Source organism: Acidobacteriota bacterium (assembly GCA_016196035.1).
Classification (GTDB): Bacteria; Acidobacteriota; Blastocatellia; order RBC074; family RBC074; genus JACPYM01.
This window is the reverse complement of sequence record JACPYM010000030.1, coordinates 24,621-48,368: the sequence shown is the minus strand read 5'-3', so window position 1 is coordinate 48,368 and position 23,748 is coordinate 24,621. Positions and strand designations below refer to the sequence as shown.

General features: G+C 61.3%; 5 protein-coding genes. All 5 read right to left on the bottom strand.

Annotated features, from left to right (window positions below):
- Positions 1-64 precede the first annotated feature (64 nt).
- The 5 genes from HY011_10545 to HY011_10525 all read right to left on the bottom strand — a co-directional run bounded on the left by HY011_10545 (position 65) and on the right by HY011_10525 (position 23,657).
- Positions 65-3,490, bottom strand: coding sequence for a caspase family protein (locus HY011_10545; protein MBI3423367.1), 3,426 nt, complete (start codon positions 3,488-3,490; stop codon positions 65-67).
- 17 nt (positions 3,491-3,507) lie between these two features.
- Entirely contained in the window at positions 3,508-11,487 is a 7,980-nt protein-coding gene (locus HY011_10540; GenBank protein MBI3423366.1) for a hypothetical protein, read from the bottom strand.
- 259 nt (positions 11,488-11,746) lie between these two features.
- A complete protein-coding gene (locus HY011_10535) occupies positions 11,747-16,261 on the bottom strand; it encodes a hypothetical protein (GenBank protein MBI3423365.1) in 4,515 nt (1,504 codons plus the stop codon).
- Positions 16,262-16,281: 20 nt separating this feature from the next.
- Positions 16,282-20,070 carry a carboxypeptidase regulatory-like domain-containing protein gene (locus HY011_10530; GenBank protein MBI3423364.1) on the bottom strand — a complete coding sequence of 1,263 codons (3,789 nt, stop codon included), beginning with the start codon at positions 20,068-20,070 and terminating at the stop codon, positions 16,282-16,284.
- Positions 20,071-20,381: 311 nt separating this feature from the next.
- Positions 20,382-23,657, bottom strand: a complete 3,276-nt coding sequence (locus tag HY011_10525) for an NAD(P)-binding domain-containing protein (GenBank protein MBI3423363.1) — start codon at positions 23,655-23,657, stop codon at positions 20,382-20,384.
- Positions 23,658-23,748 lie beyond the last annotated feature (91 nt).

The window sequence follows — 23,748 nt, the reverse complement described above, 5'->3', positions numbered from 1 at the left end:
AGCTGGTGTGCATTATCCCGATGACTGAGGAAAGGTAAATAGCCAGTTCAGTTTTTGCCGATGATCATTTTCCGACAATCAAGGGCTGGGCTTCGGCTTCGCGGCGATAAAAAACGCGCGGGCGTTGTACCTCGCGCATCTTCAACAAGCGCACTTTCGCCAAGCCCCGCCCGGCATATTTCTGATCGCTGTTGACGCGGGCTGTAACCATCTCCGGCACGGCGCTCGAAGCGAAATCGAACCATTCGCGCAAGACGACCTGCCCATCACGCGGCCGCCGATCCGCCGCCATCTTGCGCAACCCGTCTTCGATCAGCGCGTAGGTCAAATAGCCATGCCCCAAGGCCGAGTTCTCTTTGGCGACTTGGTAACTTTGGGCGGCGGTCAGAATGTTCATGCCCTTTTCATAAGCCAACTGCGCCAGTCCTTTCGCATTCATCGGCCCGCGCCGTTTCTCTTCGGCCTCGAGCGCTTGGCCGGAATTGCAGGCGTCGAGCACGAGCAACATAGTTCCGGCATCAATCGGCTCAAATAACCGCTCCAACTCTTCATCGGAGATCGCCAACGGCAAGACACGGCGCATCGCGGCATCGGTCAAATCTTCGCGTTTGCCTCTGTAGCCGAGTTCATAAGGCAACAAATAAAAACGCTGCTCCAGCGCAATGCCGTGCCCGGCAAAATAAACGACGATGCCGTCTTCGGGTTGGGCCGGTTGTAACTTTTGCAGCGCAGGCGGCGCATTGGCTAGCAGTGGCGCGCCCGCCAGGCGTTGCAAGGCGGCGACGAAATTCGCCTTGGTCGCTTGCGCATCGGTCAGCAACACCGGCTCGATCCGCGCGAAGCGCTTGAGCGCCGTTTGCTGCTTGACCCATTCGTCGCTGAACAATTGCGCATCGGCCACGGCAAAGTTCAGATTGAAATTCGGATTGGAATACCGATTGATGCCGACGGCGATCACATACGCCGTGCCCCGCCGTTGCAACGCTGCCGCGCCCTGCACCAACAATTGCGCATCGGCGCTCTTGATGTTCGCGCGGTTGAAGGCATACGCCGTCAAGCGATTCTCACCCGCCTGCAAGGTCACTTCACTTTCGAGCGTGGCGCGGGTTTGACCTTTCAAGACGTCGCCGTGCCAAACCTTGACCAGCGCGCCGTTGCGGAACAGCCGCACATCCTGCGCACCGCTGCCTTGCGTGTGCTGGTTGTCGGCGGCAGCCTCGGCAATCTCAAGCCGCACTTTCAGCGTGCGCGCACTGGTTGCGTTGGCGCTGGTTGTACTTGGCAGCGCGAGTTTGACACTCGGTTGCCGCCGGTCGAGTTGCGCGATGTTCTCTTTGGGCGGGGGCCGCCGATTCGTCAAAATGTCGGCCAGCAATTCGGGATAAAAGAAATCGCTGAAAAACGCTTCGACCGGTGCAACGTTGAAGGTGTTGCGCGCAAAGCGCCAGAGGATTTGATTCCACGCCACCGGCGAGCCATCAAACAATCCATCCGGTGTGACGACGATCCAGTCCTGCTTGTCCGGGTTGTTCGCGCGCAAAGCCGCCAGTGTCGCGGCTAACGAGTAATTCGCCAGCCCCCACAATCGCGCGCTGCCATCCTCGCTGCCCGACACCAGCCAGCCGCCTTCAGGATGAAAACTCAGCGCATTGACCGCGCCAGTATGTCCGCTGAGCGAAGCGCGAGGCTGCCAATTGTCCGTCTCCCACAGTTGAATAACCGCGCCGCTCTGACCAGCGGCGAGCGTTTTGCCATCGGGAGAAAACGCCAGGCTCAGCACGCGTCCATTGGCGTTGAGCGTGCGCATTTCATTCCCAGTACCAATGTCGCGAATCTTTATCGCACGTTCAGCATCGCCAGTCGCCAGCGTTTTGCCATCCGGCGCAAGCGCCACAGCCAAGAGCGGCCCGCCTGCACGCGCAAAGGTGCGCAGCAATGCGCCTGTCGCGACATCCCACAGTTTCGCGGTTTGATCGGCGCTGGCCGAAGCGAGCAGCTTGCCATCGGCACCCAGACTCAGCGCCGTGACCTCGCCTTGATGACCTGTCAACCTAGCCAACTCCCGGCCTGTGGTTGGCTCCCAACTTCTGATCGTCGCGTCCACGCTGGCTGAAAAGAGCCGCTGTCCATCCACTGAAAACGCCAGCGCGTTGATGCCGTCGTTATGCGCCTGCCAGCTTTTGAGTTCGCGCGCAGCCATGACTTCCCACAACTTGATGACGCCGCCATAACTGCCCGACGCCAGTGTTTGATTGTCGGGACTGAAGGCCAGCGCATTAATGCTGCCCGCGTTGCTATAGAGTGTGCCCACCGCGCGGCCCGAAAACGTCTCCCACAACGTGATCGAAGTATCCTGATTGCCCGTCGCCAGCCAGCGGCCATCTGGGCTGAAGGCCACCGCTTTGACCGGATTGACGCGGCTCGTCAACGCGAACGCTTCAGCCGCGCCCGTTGTCTGATGCATCATCACGTCGCGTGTGCCATCGCAGACCGCCAGTGACTGTCCATCCGCGCTGAAAACTGCCGTCTGATAACGGTTGAGATTTTCGCCGTTATCGAGTTTAGTCTGTTCAATTTCGTTGGCGATGATGTTGGCAGAGCCGGTGCTGTTGCTGTTGGCGAGAGCGAAACGTTTGCGGGTGTGATCGTTGGTGCAGATGAGCAATTGTTGGCCATTGGACGCAAAGGCTACGGCCACGACGGACGCGGGTTGAGTTGGCAGGCTTTTCAATAACTGGCCCGTGCGTGGTTGCCAGAGTTGAATGACGGCATCGTTGCCGCCGGACGCCAAACGCTCGCCGTCCGCGCTGAAGGCCAAGCTGCGAATGCGGTCTTTGTGCGCGGTGAGCGTGTGTTGCAACGCACCGGTGTTTAGCTCCCAAAGCCGTAACCCGCCTGCCGCGTCACCAGAAACGAGCGTCTGGCTATCAGGGCTAAAGGCCAAAGCCGTAACCCAGGCCTGATGGCCGGAGAGGGAATGCACTGCGTGTTGCGTCGCGACCTCCCACAGTTTCACCGTCTTGTCATCCGTTCCGCCCGAAGCCAGCCAGCGCCCGTCAGAACTGAATGCCAGCGCCAAAACGCCTTTGGGATGGCCGTCAAAAACGGCGCGCTCTTGCCCCGACGCCGTATCCCACAAACGCAGCTTGCCATCGTTGCCGCCTGAGGCGAGCAAGCGTCCATCCGGGCTATAAGCCAACGCCTTGATGCCCGTGCCGCCGTTCAAGGCGCGCAGTTCGCGGCCCGTCAGCGCCTCCCAAATTTTGATGGTGCGGTCAGAACTGCCGGTCGCGAGGTAGCGGCCATCGGGGCTGTAGGCGATGGCTTCGATCTTTTCGGCGTGACCGGTTTGCAGGATCAACTCCGGCTTTTCGCCGGGCGTTTGCGGTGCGAAAGAGGCGCACAGCAAAGCGAGCAAAAAAAGGGCGCGCCTCAACACTGCCGGGAGCGCAGTGTTGAGAGAATTAAAACTGGCTGGCCGTTTTTTCATATCTTGCAACCGCCTTGTTACTGAATCGAGACCTGCACCGTATTTGCCGCGCGGCCTTCGACGGTCAGAATCAGATTCACGTTGCCACGCCCGGCCAAACTGCGTGGCAAAGGCCCCAGATTGATTTGATCCAGTCCCACCAGATCGCCTTGCGCGCCTGCAAAACCCACGTCAACTGCCGTGCCCCCAATCGTGCAAGTCACATTGTTCAACGCGGCGCGGTAGCGAGTTCCCGAGCCGAACAGAATCAAAAACACCTGATCGGTCACTGGGCCAAGATTAATCGGGAGCGGAACAAAGCTATTCGTTGCCGTATCGAAACGAATGACTTGCTCAACGCGCTGCGTGCCGCCCGTCGCGCGAATGAGGATGGCCGCCGGGACGCCGCGCCCATTGGCGTTGGCGGTGAAAATGCCAGCCGCCGTTGGGGTCACCTCGACCTGTCCACCCGAAAGCGTGCCATCGAGCGCCGTGATCGTGATCGTCGCGGTACCAGCGGCGGTGCCGGTTGGCAATAGATAATTGATTTGGGTCGGCGAGACGAAAAAGAGCGGCGCTGCGCGCACAACGCCCGCACTGTCGCGCACGAGCATGCGCGTGCCTGCCAATGTCGTCGGCAAAGGAACCGCGTTTGACGCCTCGGTGCCTGTTGCCAGCTTCGCGCCAAAGCAGGCGATGATCGAGTCCGGCGCGAATGAAACTGCTGTAAAGCTGGCGGCTGAAACATGGGCCGTGGCATTGACGATGTTTAGCAGCATTTCGTTAGAAACGCTGCCGCCGGTCAACGCGACCGTGATGCGCGCCACGCCCGGGCTGGCGATGTCGCTGGCGGGAATTTCCGCCGTCACGCGCATGGCATTGACCACCGTGGTCGGGCGTTGATTGCCATTGACGCGCACCATCGCGCCACTCGTCAGGTTGCTGCCAATCACAGTTAAGATGAAACCAGGCCCGCCTGCAATCACCTGATCCGGCACGATGCTGTTGATGGTGGCACCCGTCGTGATGGTGAAACCCTGTGCACCCGATGTGCCGCCGCCGGGCGCAGGCGAAAAGACCGTCACATTGGCGTTGCCAGCATTGGCGATATCACTGGCCGGAATTTGCGCGGTCAGTTGCGTGCTGCTGACAAAGGTCGTGACGCGCTCGCTGTTGTTCCAACGCACGACGGAGCCATTGACGAAGCCGCTGCCGTTTACCGTGAGCGTAAATTGACTGCCGCCTGCGGCCAGCGCACTCGGAGAAAGACCGGTCAATACGGGCACGGGATTTGGCGCTTGATTGATCGTGAAGGTCGCGTCGCTCGAAAGGCCGCCACCTGGAGCAGGATTGAACACGGTGATGGTGGCCGTCCCTTGCGCCGCAATATCCGTGGCCGGGATCACGGCGGTCAGTTGCGTGGCGCTCACAAATGTCGTGGTGCGGTCGGCACTGTTCCAGCGGATGACCGCGCCGTTGACAAAGCTCGCGCCATTCACGGTCAGCGTGAATTGCCCGCCGCCCGCCTCGCGGCTGCCGGGATTCAAGCCGGTTATCTGTGGCACAGGGTTCTGCACAATAAAGCTGAGCTGATTTGACGCGCCGCCGCCGGGTGGCGGATCAAACACATCAATCGTGAAGGTGCCCGGCGCGGCTAGATCCGCCGTCGTGAGCGTCGCTGTCAATTGCGTGGCGCTGACAAAGCTGGTCGCGCGCTCGCTGCCATTCCAGCGCGCCTTGGCGATGTTGGTGAAGTTCACGCCCGTCAAGCTCAGCGTCAAACCGGGCGTGCCGACCACGGCGGAAGTTTGACTCAAGGCATCAATCCGCGCGGCCAGGGCCGTCCCGGTTTCCGTGACGTTAAAACTCAATCCCGCGATGGTCAGCACACCGCTACGCGAAACCGTGCCGGTGTTCGCCGCCACATTGAAATTGACGCGGCCATTGCCAGCGCCCGAACTGCCAGAACTAATCGTCAGCCAATCGGCATTGCTCGACGCCGTCCATGCGCATTGGCTGACCGTGGCGGTCAGGTCAACAAACCCCGTCCCGCCCAGCGCCGTGAAGCTGGCGCTGTTCGCCGACAAGGCAAAGGCATTCAAGGTCAGCATGGCCGCATTCGAGGTTTGCATGCCGCAGCCGCTGTTGATGACCACATCGTAACTGCCCGCGTCATTCGCCGCCGCCGCGTTCAGCATGAAAGAACTGCCAGTCGCGCCATTGAGCGCCGACCCATTCTTGCGCCACTGATAGCTGAGCGGCGCGGTGCCGTTGGCCGTCACGCTAAACGTCACCGCCGCGCCGGCACAGACGGCTTGGCTAACGGGGTGCGCGCTGATGTTGAGCGGCGGATTTACCGTGACGGTCGCGGGGTCAGAGACAACGCTCTGGCAGTTGCTGGCGTTGGTGATTTGCACGGTGAACGTGCCCGCTGCGGTGACCGTGATGGACGGCGTGGTCGCGCCGTTCGACCAGAGATAGGCGGCGGCTCCCGCAGGCGCTGAAAGCGTGACGCTTTGGCCTTCGCAAATCATCAGCGAGCCGTTGGCGGTGATCGTTGGTTTGGCGGGCGGTGGATTCACCGTGACAGCCAGCGTGTCAGATGTGCTGCTCTGGCAACCGCTGGCATTGGTGATGCGCACCGTGAAACTGCCGGAAGCCGAGACGTTGATGGTTTGCGTGGTTGCGCCATTCGACCACTGATATGCAGCGGCTGCGGGCGCGCTCAAAGTGACACTGCCGCCTTCGCAAAACGTCGTCGGCCCGCTGGGTGTGATCGCCGGTTTGGCGGGCGCGGGATTGATCGTAATCGTGAGCGCATCGGAGGTCTCACTCTGACAGCCGCTGGCGTTGGTGACGCGCACCGTGAAGTTGCCCGCCGTGGTGACGTTGATGCTTTGCGTCGTTGCACCGTTCGACCATTGGTAACTGGCCGCGCCTGCCGGAGCGGTGAGCGTGACATTGCCGCCCTCGCAAAACGTCGTTGGCCCGTTGGGCGTGATGCTGGGTTTCACGGGCGCAGCATTGACCGTCACCGTGACTGCATCGGACGGCGTGCTCTGGCAACCGCCGGCATTGGTCACCCGCACCGTGAAGCTGCCCGCAGTGGTGACATTGATCGTCTGGCTCGTTGCGCCATTCGACCATTGATAGCTGGCCGCGCCTGCCGGAGCCGTCAGATTGACACTGCCGCCCTCACAGAAAGTCGTTGGCCCATTCGCGGTGATCGTGGGTTTCGCGGGCGCGGAATTGACGGTCACAATCACCGCATCCGAAACTACGCTTTGACAGCCGCTGGCATTGGTCACTCTCACCGTGAAGCTGCCCGCACTGGTGACGTTGATGCTTTGCGTGGTTGCGCCGTTTGACCATTGATAGGCGGCTGCGGCGGGCGCGGAAAGCGTGACGCTGCCGCCTTCGCAAAACGTCGTCGGCCCGCCCGGCGTGATCGCGGGTTTGGCGGGCGGTGGATTGACCACGACATTCACGGCGGCGGAGCGCGTGCTGGCGCAACCACTGGCGTCGGTGAATTCGACTGTGTACGCGCCGCCCTGCGTCGCGGTGATGGATTTGGTGTTGGACGCTGTCGGCGTGCCATCGCGGAACCAGCGATAGGTTGCGCCCGCGTCGCCATTGGCGGTCAGCATGACGGAGCCGCCTTCGCAAAAGCTGACAGGGCCGCTGGGCGTGATGGTGGCCGTCGCGGGCGTGCAGGCGGTGAGCGCCGTGATCTTCAAATCATCGCGCGAGAGCAGCACGCGGTCGAGCCGGATGGAGTCTTCCGGCGGCAGACCCGGCGGGGAAGCGGCTTGGTAGGAAAAAGTGTAGTTTGCTCCGTTCACCACGGTGCCAGGCTTCAGCACGACGTTCGCGCCATTGGGCACATCGCTGACGGTGAACGTGCCATTCGTAGGCATCGGATAATGGCCAAGGATGGTTTTGCTGCACGAACCGTCGGGGTTGAGCGGGGAAGTACAGGAACACCTGTCTTGCGGGCTGGAAAGCAGCGGATTGGTGCTGGGTTTGGTGCAAAAGTCGCCCTTCGCGGTTTTCGCGCCGATGGTGCAGGGCACATCGTTGCCGTCGTCGTTGCCGTTGTCTTTGCAAGACAGCCGGTCGTCATAGATTTCGTAGGGCACCGAAAATTCCAGCATGACATCCGACACCGCTTGCCCGTTTTGCCTCAGCACCGCCACGCCCAGCGTCGAGGTCGGGCCGCGCGTAGAGAAAACGTTGTTGATGCAGTTGAAACAGCTCACTCCGCCTTGCGTGGGTTCCGCCAAGCGCGCGGCTGGCCCGCTTGGCACACCGCCGGTCGTCATATTGAAAATCGCGCTGGTCGGATAAAACTGAATCTGCTGACCGCTGGAGATGGCGCTGGGCGTGACCTGGTAGCGGCACGCCGCAGTCTGTTCCGGTGCCGTGGCGAGCGCGGGCGGATTGCTGGCGACCGGCGGCATTGCCTGCTGAAGCGTCTCAACCGCAGTGTTGTTGTTCAGCATAATTGCTTGCACCAGCGAGCCGTGCGTCAACAACGTGCGCCAGGGCGCGGGCGTCAACCATTGCAGCGCGCTTTCCCGCGCCAGTTCAGTTGCGCCCGGAGCGCCAATGCTGACTGCGGAACAGGCGGCGGGCGGATTTGCTTCGACGCCGCGCGCCGGATTTTGCAAACCGATGGTGCCCTGCACAATGACGCGAAAGGTGCAGGTGTTGTTTTGATTCTGCGTGACCCGGCACGTCACCGTGGTCGTGCCCAGCGGGAAGACTGCGCCGGAAGCTGGTGTGCAGGTCGCGCTGAACGAAGCGGGTTGTACGGTGGGCGCGGGATACGTGACAGCCACACTGGAGCCGGAAGTCGAACGCGTTTGATCGGGGGGACATTGAATGTTGGAAACCGTCATGGGGAAGCTGCATGAAACCGTCCCACCGCTGTTCGTGGCCGTGCACGTGACGGTCGTTACGCCGTAGGCAAAGAAGCTGCCGGATGACGGATTGCAACTCACCGCCGTGCCCGCCGGGCTGACGGTGGGATTGGTGTAACTGACCAGCAGGCCGCCATTCGCGCTGGTGGTATTGGTGACTTGCACCGTGCCGCAATTGATCGTGGGTGTGGGCGCGGGTGTCGGTGTGGGCGCAATCACCAAATCGCGGAAGACAAAATCCCCATTCGGCGCGGCGGTCAACGTGCGCGCCACCGAGCAAGCGGCGGGCGCGCCCGGCACTGGCGTCAAGGTCAGATTGGCGGCGATGCCTTCGCCGTTATGAAAGAGCACGCGCCCGCTGATGGTGCCGGTGGGCGCCGCGCCGGTGTTCAAATTGCCGCCGTTGCCCGCCACTACGAGTGCCGTGCTGGGGATGCCGTTGGCGTAAATCGTCAACAGCGCCGGGCCGGGCGGGATGCCGGTGAACGGGTTGTAATTGAAACTGGAATTGCTCCAGCCCGCCGCGCTATTGAGTGGAATGAACGCCAGTTGCTCATTGCCCAGGCTGCGCAATTGCGCCACCGGATAGCTGCTGGCCGAGCTTTGCGCGCCGTGCCCCGATGCGTCAGAGATGCCCTGAAAGTGTCCGCCATTGACGGTGAACAGATTCCCGCTCGCCGCAATAAAGCTCAACGTCGGTCGCCAGTTTTCCTGATAACCCAGCCCCAGTTTATACAGTTCAGACTCGCGCAATGAATTCGGCAAATAGCCTTGCGCCAAACAGGCCGGTGTCATCTCGCCTTCATTCCCGCCCGCCAGCAACACATCGCCATTGGGCAACAGCGACGCCGTGTGCGCATTGCGCGCCTGTAGCGGCGCGAGCGGATCGAAAAACTGCACCACCGAGGTTGATGAACCCAACGGCACGCTGGGATCAAACAGCGCGGCCTGCGGCGCAGAGATCGGATTCAGGCAATTCGACGTGCTGGCGCTGCTGGTGTACCCACCCACCAGCAACACCCGTCCATTGGGCAAGAGCGTAGCCGTGTGATCCACGCGGCTGCCAGTGATGATGTTGCCGATTTCAAAGCGTTGGCTGGCGATGTTGTATAGCTCTGAATAGCCGAGCACGGTTTGTACACCGCCCGAAACCGGGCCGAAGCCGCCTGCGATCAGAATGCGTCCGCCCGGCAACAGCGTCGCCGTATGCGCAAAACGCACGGCGGGCAACTGTGACGCGGAGTTGGCGCTGAAGCTCAAATTCGCCCAGTTGCTGGTGGCCGGATTGAAAATCGCACCTGTGTTGAGCCGCACATTCGTGCTGCTCAGGCCGCCGAAGATAAAGACCGTGCCGTCGGGCAACAGCGTCGCCGAATGCTCCGCGCGTCCGCCGGTATTGGTTAAATTCGTCGTGCTGCTCCAACCGCCCGCGGCGCCTGCGGACGGGTCGTAAAGCAAGGCGCTGTTTTGCGCCGTGTATCCGCCCGTTACCAGCACGCGCCCGTTGGGCAACAACGTCGCCGTATGCCGGTAGCGCCCCTGTCCCATCGTCGGTGTAGGCGTCCAAACGCCTGTGACCGGATCGTAGAGCGCGGCGGAACTCAATGGAGCGGCAGCATTGCCGCTGATGACATAACCGCCCGCGACCAGCACTTTGCCATTGCCGAGCAGCGTGGCCGTATGCCCGGCGCGCTCGGTCTCCATTGCATTGATGCTCGTCCAGACGCCGCTGGCCGGGTCGTAAAGTTCAGCACTGCGCAGATTGGTGACCGCGCCGTTGCTGATGCGATAACCGCCCGCGACCAGCACGCGCCCGTTGGGCAAGAGCGTGGCCGAATGGCCGACCCGCGCCGTGTTCAACTGTGTCACGGCATTGCTGGCATCGCGGGTCAGATTCCAAGAGGGCCGGGCGTATTCGTAAAGCTCTGCGCTGTTGAGCGTCGTATTGCTCAGGCCCACGCCGCCCGCCAGCAACACTTGCGCGTTGGGCAAGAGCGTGGCCGTGTGTTCGCCGCGCGCGTTGGCAAGCGCGAAACTGTCGCTGGCATTGGCGGGCGGCGCTGCCGTCGCGCTGCCCCAGATGCGGCTGGTGTAGTTGTAAGCCTCAACGCTGCCGAGCGGATTGCCGTTGGCATCCCTGCCGCCCACGGCTACGACACGCCCGTTCGGCAAGAGCACCGCCGTATGTGAACGCCGCGCCGTCAGATTGCCCGCCGCTGTCCAGAGCAGGGTCGCCGGGTTGAATGTTTCCGAGCTGCCCAAGGCGGTCGCACCATTCAGCCCGCCCGCCACCAGCGCCGTTCCATCGGGCAAGAGCGTCGCCGTATGCAAGCGGCGCGCGGTCAGCAAGTCGCCGGCGCGCCGCCAGCGATTGGCATTCGGCTCAAAGAGTTCGGCGGTTGACAAAGCCGCCGTGCCGTTGAAGCCGCCCGCGACTAACAAACGGCCATCCGTCAGCAGCGTCGCCGTATGCTCGGCGCGCGCGTCGGTCAGATTGCCCAGGCTGTTGTTGTTGGCATCGGTGCGCGTCCAGTTGCGCGTGGCCGGGTCGTAAAGCTCGGCGCTGCGTTGTGCGCCATTGCCGTTTGTACCACCTACTACTAACACCCGCCCGTTGTTCAAGAGCGTGGCTGTGGCGTGGTAGCGCGCCACATTCATCTGGCTGTTCAACGCCGGTTTCCACGAATTGTCGCTGGGATCATAAAGCTCCGCCGAACTGAGAAAGCCGTTGCCGCCTTGTCCGCCGCTGATCAGCACCAAGCCTGAACGCAACAGCACGGCGGTGTGGCCGTAGCGCGCATTGGTCATGGCGTTCGCGGTGGGCGCCCATTGGCCGTTCACCGGATCGTAGATTTCGGCGCTGTTGAAAATGGCGCCGCCATTGCGCCCGCCCGCGACCAGCACTTTGCCGTTTTGCAGCAGCGTGGCGGTGTGGCCTTCGCGCGCGGTGCCGAGTACGCCGGTGGCAATGTCGGGCGCAAAATTCTGGCTGTTCGCGTGATCGTTGGAAGATTGCGCGTGTCCCGGCAGCCATTGCCAAACCGCGCACAGGGTGATCAGAGAGCAAAGCGTGAAGCGTAAAACGGGGGATTTCATCAGCGCATTCTCCTTTATGTTGATGGGCGACAGCCTCATCGTGTGGCAAAGGGGCAACTCTCCCCAGGGCTTTTGCAAAGCCGCCAACAAGAGCACTCGAACGGCTTGACTGATTCCTGATTCCTGATCCCTGACTCCTGATAGCTAGAAAATCAGCCGACATTTTCCGGTTATCAGGAGTCAGGGATCAGGAATCAGTGTCTTTGGCGGGCGTTTCGAGGGCTTTGCAAAAGCCCTGCAACTCACCCGGACAAATACATCACTGAATTGCAACCACCAACGGATTGGCGTCACGGCCTTCGACGCGCAACGTCACGTTCACAGTGCCGCGTCCAGCCAGCGCGCGCGGCAAGGGACCGAGATTGATTTGATCGGTTCCCACCAAACTGCCTTGCGCGCTCGCAAAGCTGACGGGCGTGCTGATGCCATCCACCGCGCCCTGCACATTCGCCAGGCTGTTGCGGAACCGCAGGCCGGTGCCAAACAGAATCAAATAAACCTGATCGCTGACAGGCCCCAGATTGATTGGCACCGCCACCCAGCGTTTTGCCACATCGTCGAAGCGCGCCACCGCTTCAAAGGTTTGCGGGCCGCTCGCGGGCACACGCAACAGCACGGCGGCGGCCACGCCCGTCCCGTTGGCACTGGCGCTGAACAACCCCGGCGCGGTGCGTTCGACTTGCAGCAGCCCCGCCGAAACGACGTTATCGCTGGTGGTAATGGTCACAGTGGCCGTGCCCGCCGCCGTATCTTTGGGCAGCAGGAAATTGACTTGCACGGGCGAGACGAAAAACAGTTGCGCCGGGCGCGTGACGTTTGCGCTATCGCGAATCATAACCGTCGTGCCGCGCAATGTTTCCGGCAAGGGCAGTGTCGTGGCCGTATCGCTGCCGGTCGCGAGCTTTGCCCCAAAGGCCGCGACGATGGATTCGGGCGCCTGCCGGTCGGCAAAGAAACTGGCGGCGGAAACGGTTGTCACGGCTGCCAAAGCACCTGTGCCCGGTTGTGTGACGGTGAAGGTGCGCCCGGCAATAGACAGCGTGCCTGCCCGCGCCACTGCGCCGGTATTGGCTGCTGCGGTAAAACCGACACTGCCGTTGCCGATGCCGGGATTGCCCGAGGTGATCGTCAACCAAGAGGAATTGCTCGCCGCGCTCCATGGGCATTGGCCGCTGCTGGCGGTCACGTTGACACTGCTCGAACCGCCGCCCACCGGCACGCCTAGAGCTGTAGCCGACAGCGTGAACGAACAAGTTGCATTGGCGGTGATCAGCAGATTGTCGTAATCCAGCGACACTTGATCAATGCGAATGAAACTCTCGGTGGGCGCGCCCGGCGGCGCGAGCGGTTGCACCGTGTAACTGTACTGCGTGCCCGCCGGCAAATTGAACGGCGTGATAACGGCATTCGCGCCATTCGGGATATTGGCGAAAGAGAATAACCCAGCGGCGGGCATCATTAGCCGTCCCAGCACGGTCTTTTCGCAAGTGCCGTCTTCGCGCAAGGTGGTGCAAGAGCATTTATACGCCGGGTCGGTAATCAGCGGGTTGGTGCTGACTTTGGCGCAAGGGTCGCCAAAGATCGTCGGCGCCGCGCCCGCACAAGGCACATCGTTTTTACAGGTCAGCCGGTCATCGAAGATTTCGTAAGGCACCGAAAATTCCAGCGTGACATCGCTGACACCGCTGCCATCAACACGTTGGACATTGCCGTTCAAATTCCAAAACGGCCCGACCGAGACAAAGACGTTGTTGATGCAATTCAGGCAGGTCAAATTGCCTTGCTCAGGCGCGGCCACGGTGTTCTCTTCGGGAGGCGCCGCACCGCCGCCCGCATTGCTCATCGTAAAGATGGCCGAGGCCGGAAAGAATTGAATGGTGTCGGCCAGCGGCGTGACTTGATAGCGGCAGAAGGTGCGGCCCTGATCGGGCGTTACCAGCAAATCGCGGAAGCTGAATTCGCCGCTGGGCGAAGTCCGCAGCGTCAACGCAGTGTTGCATTCCCTGGGCGCGCCGCTCACTGGCGTCAGTGTGATGCTGGCCGCTGGGACAGCCGTGTTGTGATAGATCACCCGCCCGCTGATCGTGCCCAGGGGCGGCGCATTCGGCAAACCGAAATTACCGCCGTTATTGGTAACCACACGCGCGTGGCTGGGAATGCCGTTGGTGAAAACCGTCAGCAACGCTGGCCCCGGCGCGAAATTGCCGACGGGGTTGTAGCTGAAGGTGTTGTTCGACCAGTTGAGCGGCGGGATAAGCAAGAGTTGCTCGTTGCTCAAACTCAGCAATTGAACAACTGGGTAATTGCTGGCCGAACTCGCCGCCCCATCGCCGCCCGCTTCAGACACGCCCTGAAATTGCACGCCGATCAGATTGGAGCCATTCGGCGTTGTGGCGACGAAGGCTGGCGCGGGCCGCCACTCTTCCAGAAAATCCAGCCCTCCATCAAACAACTCGGATTGTTTCAGCGTCACGCTGGAACAGTTGGGCCGCACCTCTTCGCTCAAGCCGCCCGCCCATAAAACCAGGTTGTTCGGCAACAGCGTCGCCGTCTGGCTGTTGCGCATTTGCAGCGGGTTGGAAATCGTCACGACCGCATTCGGCGTGCCCACGGGAACCGATGGATCAAAGAGCACTGCCGCCGGAACCGCGCCCGGATTGAGACACGCGGGGGTGCCGGCGGCGCCGCGAATGCGCCCGCCCGCCAGCAACACTTTGCCATTCGGTAACAAAGTCGCCGTGTGCTCGAGACGTGCACCGATGTTGGGTTGGACGGTTTCAAAAACGCCCGCCGTGTGGTTGTAGAGTTCAGCTTCGGGCGGCAGGCTCAACAGATCGCTCGGCGTTTTGCCGCCCTGGCCGCCCGCGATGAGCACGCGCTGATTGGGCAACAGTGTGGCCGTATGCGCCGCGCGATAGAGCGGCGGGCTGTTGAAACTGCGCGGCGTCCAGCTCCCGGCAGCAGTCGTATAGAGCGCGGCGCTGTTGAGCAATTGGTTGTTGACCGAAAGGCCGCCAAAGACGAACACCGCGCCGTCCGGCAGCAGCGTCGCCGTATGCGCGGAGCGCGGTTGCGGCAAATCTTTGGTCGTGCTCCAAGCGCCTGTTGTGCCGCTGTTCGGATCGTAAAGCTGCGTGCTGCTCGTTGGCGCGCCGCCATTGCTGACGCCGCCCGCGATCAGCACTTGACCCGTCCTCAACAACGTCGCCGTGTGCGCATAACGCGCGACACCCGGCGTCGGCGTATTTGTCCAAGCGCCGGTGACGGGGTCATACAACTCCGCGTTGTTGAATACCGTTTGATTGGCTTGGCCTCCCACCACCAGCACGCGGCCATTGGGCAACAGCGTGGCGGTGTGGTTATAACGCGGCAAGCTCATTGCGCCGGTCGCCGTCCACAAGCCTGTGCTCGGATCAAAAAGCTCGGCGCTGCTCAACGCCACTTGAGCCTGATTAAGCGACACCAGCCCGCCCGCGACCAGCACCTTGCCATTGGGCAAGAGCGTGGCGGTATGCTTAAACCGTTCCGTCGCCATCTGCGTGGTTGCATTGTTGGCGGCGCTTTTGGTCAAGGCCCATTTGCCAATGGCGTATTCGTAAAGCTCGGTGGTTTTCAGTGCCGCATTGCCCGTGCTGAGGCCGCCCGCAAAAAGCACTTTGCCGTTGGGCAAGAGCGTGGCCGTGTGTTCGCTGCGTCCGTCAGCCAGCACAAAGAATTGGCCGATGGCGGGCGGCCCCTGTGTGGCCGTGGCCCAATCGCGTTTGACCAAATCGTAGCTTTCCGCCGAATCGAGCGTCTTGCCGCCGGGTTCGATGCCGCCCACAACCAACACGCGCCCATTCGGCAAGAGCGTGGCCGTATGCGCGCGCCGCCCGATGTTGAGCGTGCCGGTCAGCGCCCAGCTGCTGCGCGCTGGGATGTAAATTTCGACGCTGTTGAGCGCCAGCGTGCCATTTGCGCCGCCCGCCACGAGCACTGTGCCATCCGCCAGCCGTGTGGCCGTATGCTGGCGGCGCGGCGTGCCCAAATCGCCGGTGCGCCGCCAACGATTCGTGTTGGGATCAAAGACCTCCGCCGTTTTGAGGCTGGCCGCGCCGTTGAAGCCGCCCGTCACCAGCACGCGGCCATCATTCAAAACCGTCGCGGTGTGTTCGACGCGCGCTTCGGTCAAGCTTGCTAACGACGTCCAGACGCGCAGCGCCGGATCGTATAGCTCGGCGCTGCGCAATGCGCCGTTGGAATTTTGGCCGCCGGTCACCAGCACGCGGCCTGTGTTGAGCAAGGTGGCGGTGAAATGAAAGCGCGCCGCGTTGAGCTTGTTGCTTAACGCAGGTTTCCACGCATTGTCGTTGGGATCATAGAGTTCAGCCGAATCCAAAAAGCCGTTGCCTTGTCCGCCGATCAACAGCACCTGGCCGTTGCGCAAGAGCACGGCGCTGTGGCCGAAGCGGGCCGTCGTGAAGTTGGGCGTCGCACTCCAGCTTCCGGTGGTGGGGTCAAAGAGTTCGGCGGAATTATAAATCGTGCTGCCATTGCGTCCGCCCGCGACCAGCACTTTGCCGTTTTGCAACAGCGTGGCCGTGTGGCCTTCGCGGGCAAGGGCGAGCGTGCCGGCCAAATACTCAGGCGCAAAATTTCGATTGCCAGCGGGAGCGCCAGAGGGTGAGCCAGAAGAGTGCACGCGGCTCGGCAGCGCCGCCCAAGAGGCCAGCAAACACAGTAAGGAAAGAGGGAAGAATTGGCGCAGTAAGATTAAGGATTTGTGCGATAACACTGCATGCTCCTCTCAAGGCGCTAGAACTCATACTTCAATGCAAACTGAATGCGTCGCGCCGGCGTGACAGTGCGCGTCGCCAGCCCAAACCCGGGGGCTTCGAGCCAACGCACCGGGATGCCGAAATTCGCGCGATTGAACAGATTGAAAAACTCCGTGCGCACGCCCAGCTTTCGCCCGGCAAATTGAAACTGTTTGATCACCGCCAAGTCAACGACGGCCAAGCCGCCTGCACGGAAGGTGTTGCGCCCGATGCGGCCATCACGTCCCAGCGGCGCGAGCAGGCTAACAGTATTTTCAGTTTGCAACCGCAACGGCTGGCGGCCCTCGCCCGTGCGCGCGATCCCGCTAAGTGTGTCCAAGCGGTCGGTCAAATTGCCGTCGAGGTTGATGTCGAAAAGGCTATTCACCGTGAAGGGCGGCCCGGTGTTGAATTGCCCTGTGCCCGCCAGTTGCAAACCACGCAACAACCAATGACTGCTCAACGTCGAAAAGTCGTAGATGTAATAGGTGCTGAAACGGTGCCGCACATCGAAATTGGCCGCCCCGCGTTCATCCAACGCCAGACTGTTTTGCGACAGTGCCGAAGCCCCCGCCAGATCAAAGACATCCGACACATCATCCACCGCGTGCGCATAGGTGTACGCCAACTGGTATTGCAAGCCGCGCTGCAAACGTCCGTGCATTTGCACTTGCAACGAGTCATAGCGCGATTGCGCCGCCGCTGCGTACAGATACACCGCACCCGCGCCGCTGACAGGGCGTGTGGGCGCCAGCAAGCGGCCATTGATCGCGGGCACACCGCCTGCCACCAAACTCAACGGCGCGACCACCGCGCTTGCGCCGCGATTGGGGGAAGTGAACCGCAGCAAGTTGCGCCCCAACGTGCCCACATAGGCGGCAGAGATGGTGGCATTCGCGTTGAGTTGCTGTTCGACGGCAAAGGAATAGTGGTGCGCCAGCGGCGTCTCAAAATTGCGCGTCGGCAAGGTCAGGCCCAGCGCATCGGGGAAGGCCTGGCCGCCGGATGTGCCCACGCCGTTCAAATAATTGAGCGTCGCGGTCAAACCCACCGCCGGGTTGAGTTGATTGAGCGTGCCCGGTTTGACGAGGGGCTGCCCATTGAGGAACGAGAAACGCGCGGGCGAATTGAACGTGATCTGCCCGTTGGTATTGGCAACGCGGAAGCCGCCAAAGTTGAGCGTCAAAAACGTGGGGAACACGTTGCGCGATTGGCTGACCACCGCGCCCAGCGCCTGATCGTAAAAGACGCCGTAACCGCCCCGAAAAACCGTCACCCGGTCGCGCCCGAACAGCTTGGGCGAGTAGGCCAGCCCGAAGCGTGGCGCAAAGTTGTTGCGATCCGGTTCAAAGATTTCGGTGCGCCCGCCAATGAACGTGCGCAAGGCGGGGACTTGATTCAATGCCGGGTCGTTGAAGGTGCGTTCGATCAAGTCGTGCACCTCGTGGGGCGGCGTGTTGTATTCGTAACGCAGGCCGAACGAGAGCGAAAGATTGGGACGCAGCTTCCAATCATCCTGTCCGAAAAAGTCGCGCTGGTAATAACGCAGCCCGATATTCGCGCCAATGCCCGCCGTGTCGAGCGTCAGGAAAAACGCGCTGGGCGCATCAAGCGCCACCAAATCTTCGGCGCGCAAAAACGGCGTGGGGTCAGTGGCGGTTGGCAAGCGCACGCTGCCGCCTTCATTCACCAAACGCGGCCCGCCGTTGTAATTGACCAGCGTGCGCGCCACGCGCGGCAATTCGCTGTTCAATTCGCTGCGCCGCGTGTCCAGGCCAAACGCCAGATTGTGATCGCCGTGCCGCAGCGTGAAAACATCCGCGAGTTGATAGGTGTTGTTCACCCGGCGTTGGGGGAAGTTGTAGACATCCACGCCCAGCGGCGCAAACCCCGCGACATTGACCTGCCCCAGCGGAAAATCCGCCGCGAAGTCGGGCCGTTCGAGCAGATAAACGATGTCGGGTGCGGTGGCCGTCGAGGGCGTCGTGATGTTAGTCAGCACCGGCGCGTTCAACAGAAATGGCGTGCTGGCGGGTAACAGGAATTGATTGTCGCGCACTTCATCAAACTGCAAGCGCGTGCGTCCATACGAAAGCCGCACTTGATTGAATTTCTCGGTCGCGGCGTTGGGCGCGCTGACCTGGCTGTTGAAAAAGAAGGAAAAATTCTGCGCCCGCACACGCGGCTTGAGCGCCGAAAAGAGCGCGCCGCCCGTCACCGGAATGGTGCGCTGGTCATCGGTCAAATTGTAACGGCCCGTCGCGCTCTGTGTGCGTTCAGCGAGTTTGAAGTTGTGCTCGAGCTTGGCCGAAAACACATTGCCGCGCGCGTTCGCCGGCAACGTTTGCGTGAAGGTGTTGCGGCCATAAACGCCTTGCGGATTATTGGCGAAAGGGAACAGGCTGAAAATAATTGGCGCGTTAAAACCTACTGGGCGCACGCGAATGCTGGCCGTGCTGTTGCTGAAGGGGTCGCGCGCAATGCCCGTCGCGCCGCTGCCAAAGGCGCCGCGTTGCTCGACCGTCGGCACCGCAAAGCTTTCTTCCTGCGTCGCGTTGATGAGCTGTTTTTCGTAAGAGAAAAAGTAAAAGGTCTTCTGCTTGACGATGGGGCCGCCCAGCACCGCGCCCAAATGACCGAGCGTAAACGAATCCTGACCGCCGCTCTGATTGGTCACCGTGATCGGATCGTTGCGCACCGTGCCGTTCACCAACTGGCGCAGGATCACGCGCTGATTGCTGGCTGACGTTAAAGGCGTGGTGGCCGCGCCATTCGCCGTATCAAACGGATTGCGGGCATTTAGTTGGCTGGCGTTGAAAAAGCCATAAGCATTGCCGTGCATCTGGCTGCCGCCGGTTCTGGAGACGGCATTGACGTTGCCGCCCAGGTTGCGCCCGAACTGAGCGGGCGCGAGCAGGGTGATGGTTTGGTATTCGCGCACCGATTCGACAGTTTGCGGCACCAGCGCCGTGAAGCCCTGCCGCCGCACGCCGATGTCTTCGTCGTTATTGTCCGAACCGTCAACCGTGAAATTGTTGCCGCGTGAACGAAGCCCATTGACGGCGAATTGCCCCGACGTGCCCACGCCCGCGCCCTGGCCGGGGCCTGCCGCTACGCCCAAGGTCGGCGGCGCAGGCGCAACGCCAGGCAGCAACAACGCCAACTCATCAAAGGTGCGCGTCAACGTCACGCCGCCCAGCGGCAGCAAGGTGAGTTGGGTTTCATTGAACGAGCCGCTACGTTGTCCGTCCAGCGTATTGATCGAAGCGCGCACTTCGCTGACCGCCGCCGCCGTGGCGGGCGGTGTCGTGCCCGTTGGCGTGGGTGGCGTTGGTGTTGCGCCCGGCGGCGCAGTGCGCGGCACGGGTTGGCCCGCAGTTGGCGGTGTCGTGGGCTGCGCCGGTTGATTCGGTTGGGTTGGGGTTGCCGGAACGGCTGTGGCGGGTTCGAGGCTAACGGGAACCGGGACGACTTCGCCGGTGCGGGCAATTTGCAAACGCTGCAAGACTTCCTGGGTTTGATAACCGGTTTGCGAGACGCGAATGCGGTAGACGCCGGGCGTAAGCAGGCCCTGATAAAAGCGCCCGCGCGCATCGGTCAGTTTGGTGAGGGTGATGCCAGTTTCGATATTGGTGATTTCGGCGGTTGCACCCGCGATGGGGTCGCCGGTCTGGCTGTTGGTGACGGTGCCTTCAAAGGCGCCTGTGACCGTGTCTTGCGCCCATACGGTGAGCGTTGTGAGGAAGCCGCAAAGCAGGGTCAAGAGCATTTGCCGAACTAAGTTCATACCGTTCTCCCAATCGTGTCTGACGAAGTGGTGTTAATGAGTTATTGAATAGGTGTATGTAGTTTCGCTGCAAAGCGTTTCATTCGGCTTCGCGGTGACGCCTGCCACTTACCGTGCCGGTTCGCCGCTGAGTTTTCAAACGCCTTGGGGAAGGCCGTGGCAATATCGCACGCACAGATGAGCCTGGCAACAGCCTGGGTTGTCCGTTAGCTCCATTAGATCAGATGCAGTGCGCCGGGACGGTACCGCGCGCGTGAGCAAGCGGAGGCTGCGCGCCCGTGCCGCTGCGCCAGACTTGATGCGCCGCTTGCTCACGCGCGCGGTACTTTGCGTTTGCCCAGAATCTCGATCCCCAGCTTTTCGAGAAAGGTGGTCGGTTTGTCGCCGCCGATTAACGCGAAGACGAAATCGCAGGGAACGGTGGCTTTTTCCGCCTCGGTTTTCGCGTCCATCAAGACGACCGTGTCCGCTTCAATGCGTTTGATGGTCGTGCGGAAATACGCCTTGATCCGGCCCGCGTCCAGGCAATCATAAAAATTCATCTTGTTGCCGAGTTTGAGATCGCCTTTCAAATCGCTGCGCACAATCAGCGTGACCTCGGCGTCGTTGGCGAAGCTGATCTGATCACCTTGGCGTTCAAAGCCGGTCAACGCGACGGCCACCTCGATGGCCGAATTGCCCGCGCCCACCACCGTGCAATGTTTGCCCATGAATTCTTTGGGATCGCCCAGCTTGTATTGCACCTTGCTCTCTTCGACGTTCAGCACGGGCAGCTTTTCGCCGCACTTGGCGCAAAAGGCCTGTTCGCCATGGCTGGCTGCGCCGCAACTGTTGCAGAACCGGCCCACCCGCTGTAGCCGAACTTTCAACTCTTCGCCGGGAGCTTTTAACAGCATCGGCGTGCCGCGATTGCCGATGGCCAGCACCACCTTGCGCGCGGTGTAAGCCGCAGGCTGTTTGAGCGTGCCTTTCTCGGTGAGGATGCGGAACTGACCGTCTTCGCGTTGCAGGTCTTTGCAGCTTTCGCGCTCGTTGATCTGTATGCCTTCGCGTTTCAGCGTGGCTTGCCAGCCTTCCAGCATCGGCTCTTTGAAATTGCCTTCTTTCTTGTTCGGATCAGGGAAGAGCGGCAGGCCGCCGCGCACTTCGACCGTGTCGGGCTTATAAAAAACGAACTTGCCTTTGCCGTAGGTGTTTTGAATCGTCGCCGCGACTTGATCTTGTTCGAGCGCCAGGTAGCGCAGGCCCTGTTGTTTGGCGCTGACCGTGGCGGACAAGCCCGCTGGCCCCATCCCGATGATCGCGACGTCGTAGTCGGCTTGGCTGGCCGAGCCTTCGTGCGCCAACTCGGTCTTGACGGCTTCGATGACCTGGGCGCCTTCGTTGATGGCGTTTTTGATGAGCGGGACGCCACTGACATCGCCGATCAGATAAATGCCGGGCACGTTGGTCATGAACTGTTGATCGCGTTTGGGCACCTGGCGGTCGGGAATGATTTTGGTGGTATGCACAACGACGCAAGCCTTGGGGCTGGTCGGGCATTCGACCTGACAACTGGTGTCTTCCATGCATTGGTCGGCATTGACCGGCGCGGCGACGCCATCCGCCGTGATGGCCAGCACATCGTGTGGGCAGGCTTCGACACAGGCGTGGCAGCCGATGCACAGCAGCGGGTCAACCACCGGGCGCGGGTAAAGCGGCCCTTCGTCTTTTTGCTTTTGCTGGCTCGCGGTCAGTTTGATTCGCGTGGTCTTCGGCGCGGCCAGCGTCTCTTCCGTTGCAGGCGGTTGGCTGAATTTACGGCGCACCGCATCCGCCGCTACAAACAGCAATCCGCCCACGGGCAACAGCGCCAACAAGGCCAGCCAGCCGTACCAGGGCAGCGCGCCGAAATTGCGCCAACTCGGCGCATCGCCGCTTTGCCGCAACGCACTGGCTGAACCAATACGCGCTTGGCCGGCACGTCCTTTGAGGTTGAATTCGGCGACCGTTTTGGCTCTGGGGCTGAGCAGCGCCAGATACTTTTGCAGGTCGGTTTCGGATTCCGGCGCGAGCGTGACCGGTTGCGAAGTCCGCCCATGCTGTTGATGACAGGTGTCGCATTTGGCCAAGCCGCGCACCACGCCGGTGGCGGCCTGCGGTTCGGCGTGGCATTTACTGCACGCCTGTTTGGGCGCTTCGTGCAAGCCGTAGTTGCTTTGAATCTCGCGTTCGCCTTGCTCGTTGAAATGGCAGGTGGCACAGAGCCTGGGTTGATCGAGGCCTTCCATGTGCAAGTTGTGAAATTGCTGCTTGGAATCGCCGCGACTGAGCACTTCAGCGGTTGGATAAAATTTCTGCGGCGCTTTGGCTTTCCAGCGCGCCACAATCTGGCTCCATTTGTTTAACGAGAGTCCCCAGTATTCAGGCGCGAAGCCTTTGTCCTTCACTTTGACATAACCGACCGCGCCGCCGTGCGGAATCGGCAAGATGTCGCCCGCCTGACGACTTTGCCCAGCCTGCTTCAGCCGATAGACGCCGTTATGGCAGTTGTAGCAAAGCCCGTAATGCAACAGTCCGGTTTCGTTTTGCGGCCCCATGTGTTCGCTGTGGCAATCCAGACAGCCGAGGCCTTGGTTTTCGTGGCCTTTGATATAAACCGCTGGCGCGAAGCCAGGCCGCGCGGCGGTCGCTTTGGTTTGATGGCAGGCGATGCATTGATCCAGCATCCCGGCCTGCGGTGTATGGCAGCTTGTGCAGGCGTTGCCATTCGACCGGGCCGCCAGGTTGCGTTGTTGCAAACTCGCGGCTGATAACGGCTGGGCGTGTGCGGTCGAGAGCGGCTTGGGGGCGTAGGCGTTGCTGTAAGCGAATGCGGCGGCGACTGCCAGGGCCGCCGTCACGAGCGTGCCCCAGACGAAATAAGCCGAGCGCCAGAGCCGCCGCAGATCAAACGTGGGCCGCCAATTGAATTGGGCCTTGCCGTATTTTTGGCCGAAGCGCGGATGCAGCGGCGATTTGGCTTCGATCTTGCCCGCCTCGCGTTTGCGTTTGTCCCAGAATAAATCCAGCGCTTGTTTGTCGAGCGAGGGCAGGTACCCGGTCAACAATCCCTGCCCGGAAAGCATTGCCGTGCCTGGGCGGCCAGCCACCGTCGGGAACTTGATGAGCATGGTTTTGTCGCCGTCTTGCCCGGCGGGGAGTTGCAGCAACGCGGTGCGCTTTTCCAACGGCTGCACTTTCAATTCCATCTCGACTGTCAGCGCGAGCGCATCGTCCAGATAGTTGACCTTGAGCAAATACGGGCCGATTTGAATGACATCGCCATCAAAGAGCGCCACGTTCTCGACGTTCTCGCCATTGAGCAGGGTGCCGTTTGAGGCTGAGAGGTTGAACAGGAAATAGGTTGCGGCTGTTTCGGCGGCCTCGGCCAAGCTGGGAATATTCGCGGCGTTGGCGATGCCCGCATGCGTGCGCGAGACGGCGCGATGATTCAACACCAAATCATTGCTGATGAGCCGCCCAATCGTCAGCCCTTCGCTGTCGAGGAAGGCGTCGTCCACCTCGCTATCTTTTCTGCGGATGATGTATCTGCTCTTGCTTGCCATAGTTCAAAAGTTACCGGTGCGGTACAGGGAGCGATAGCGACCTAGTGCTTGCGCAGGTGCAACTTGCCGAGAAACCAGATCGCTACTGCTC

Excerpts from the sequence above, each read along its gene's own strand:
- HY011_10545 (MBI3423367.1), bottom strand. The coding sequence starts at position 3,490 with ATGAAAAAACGGCCAGCCAGTTTTAATTCTCTCAACACTGCGCTCCCG.
- HY011_10530 (MBI3423364.1), bottom strand. The coding sequence starts at position 20,070 with ATGAACTTAGTTCGGCAAATGCTCTTGACCCTGCTTTGCGGCTTCCTC.
- HY011_10525 (MBI3423363.1), bottom strand. The coding sequence starts at position 23,657 with ATGGCAAGCAAGAGCAGATACATCATCCGCAGAAAAGATAGCGAGGTG.
- HY011_10540 (MBI3423366.1), bottom strand. The coding sequence starts at position 11,487 with ATGAAATCCCCCGTTTTACGCTTCACGCTTTGCTCTCTGATCACCCTG.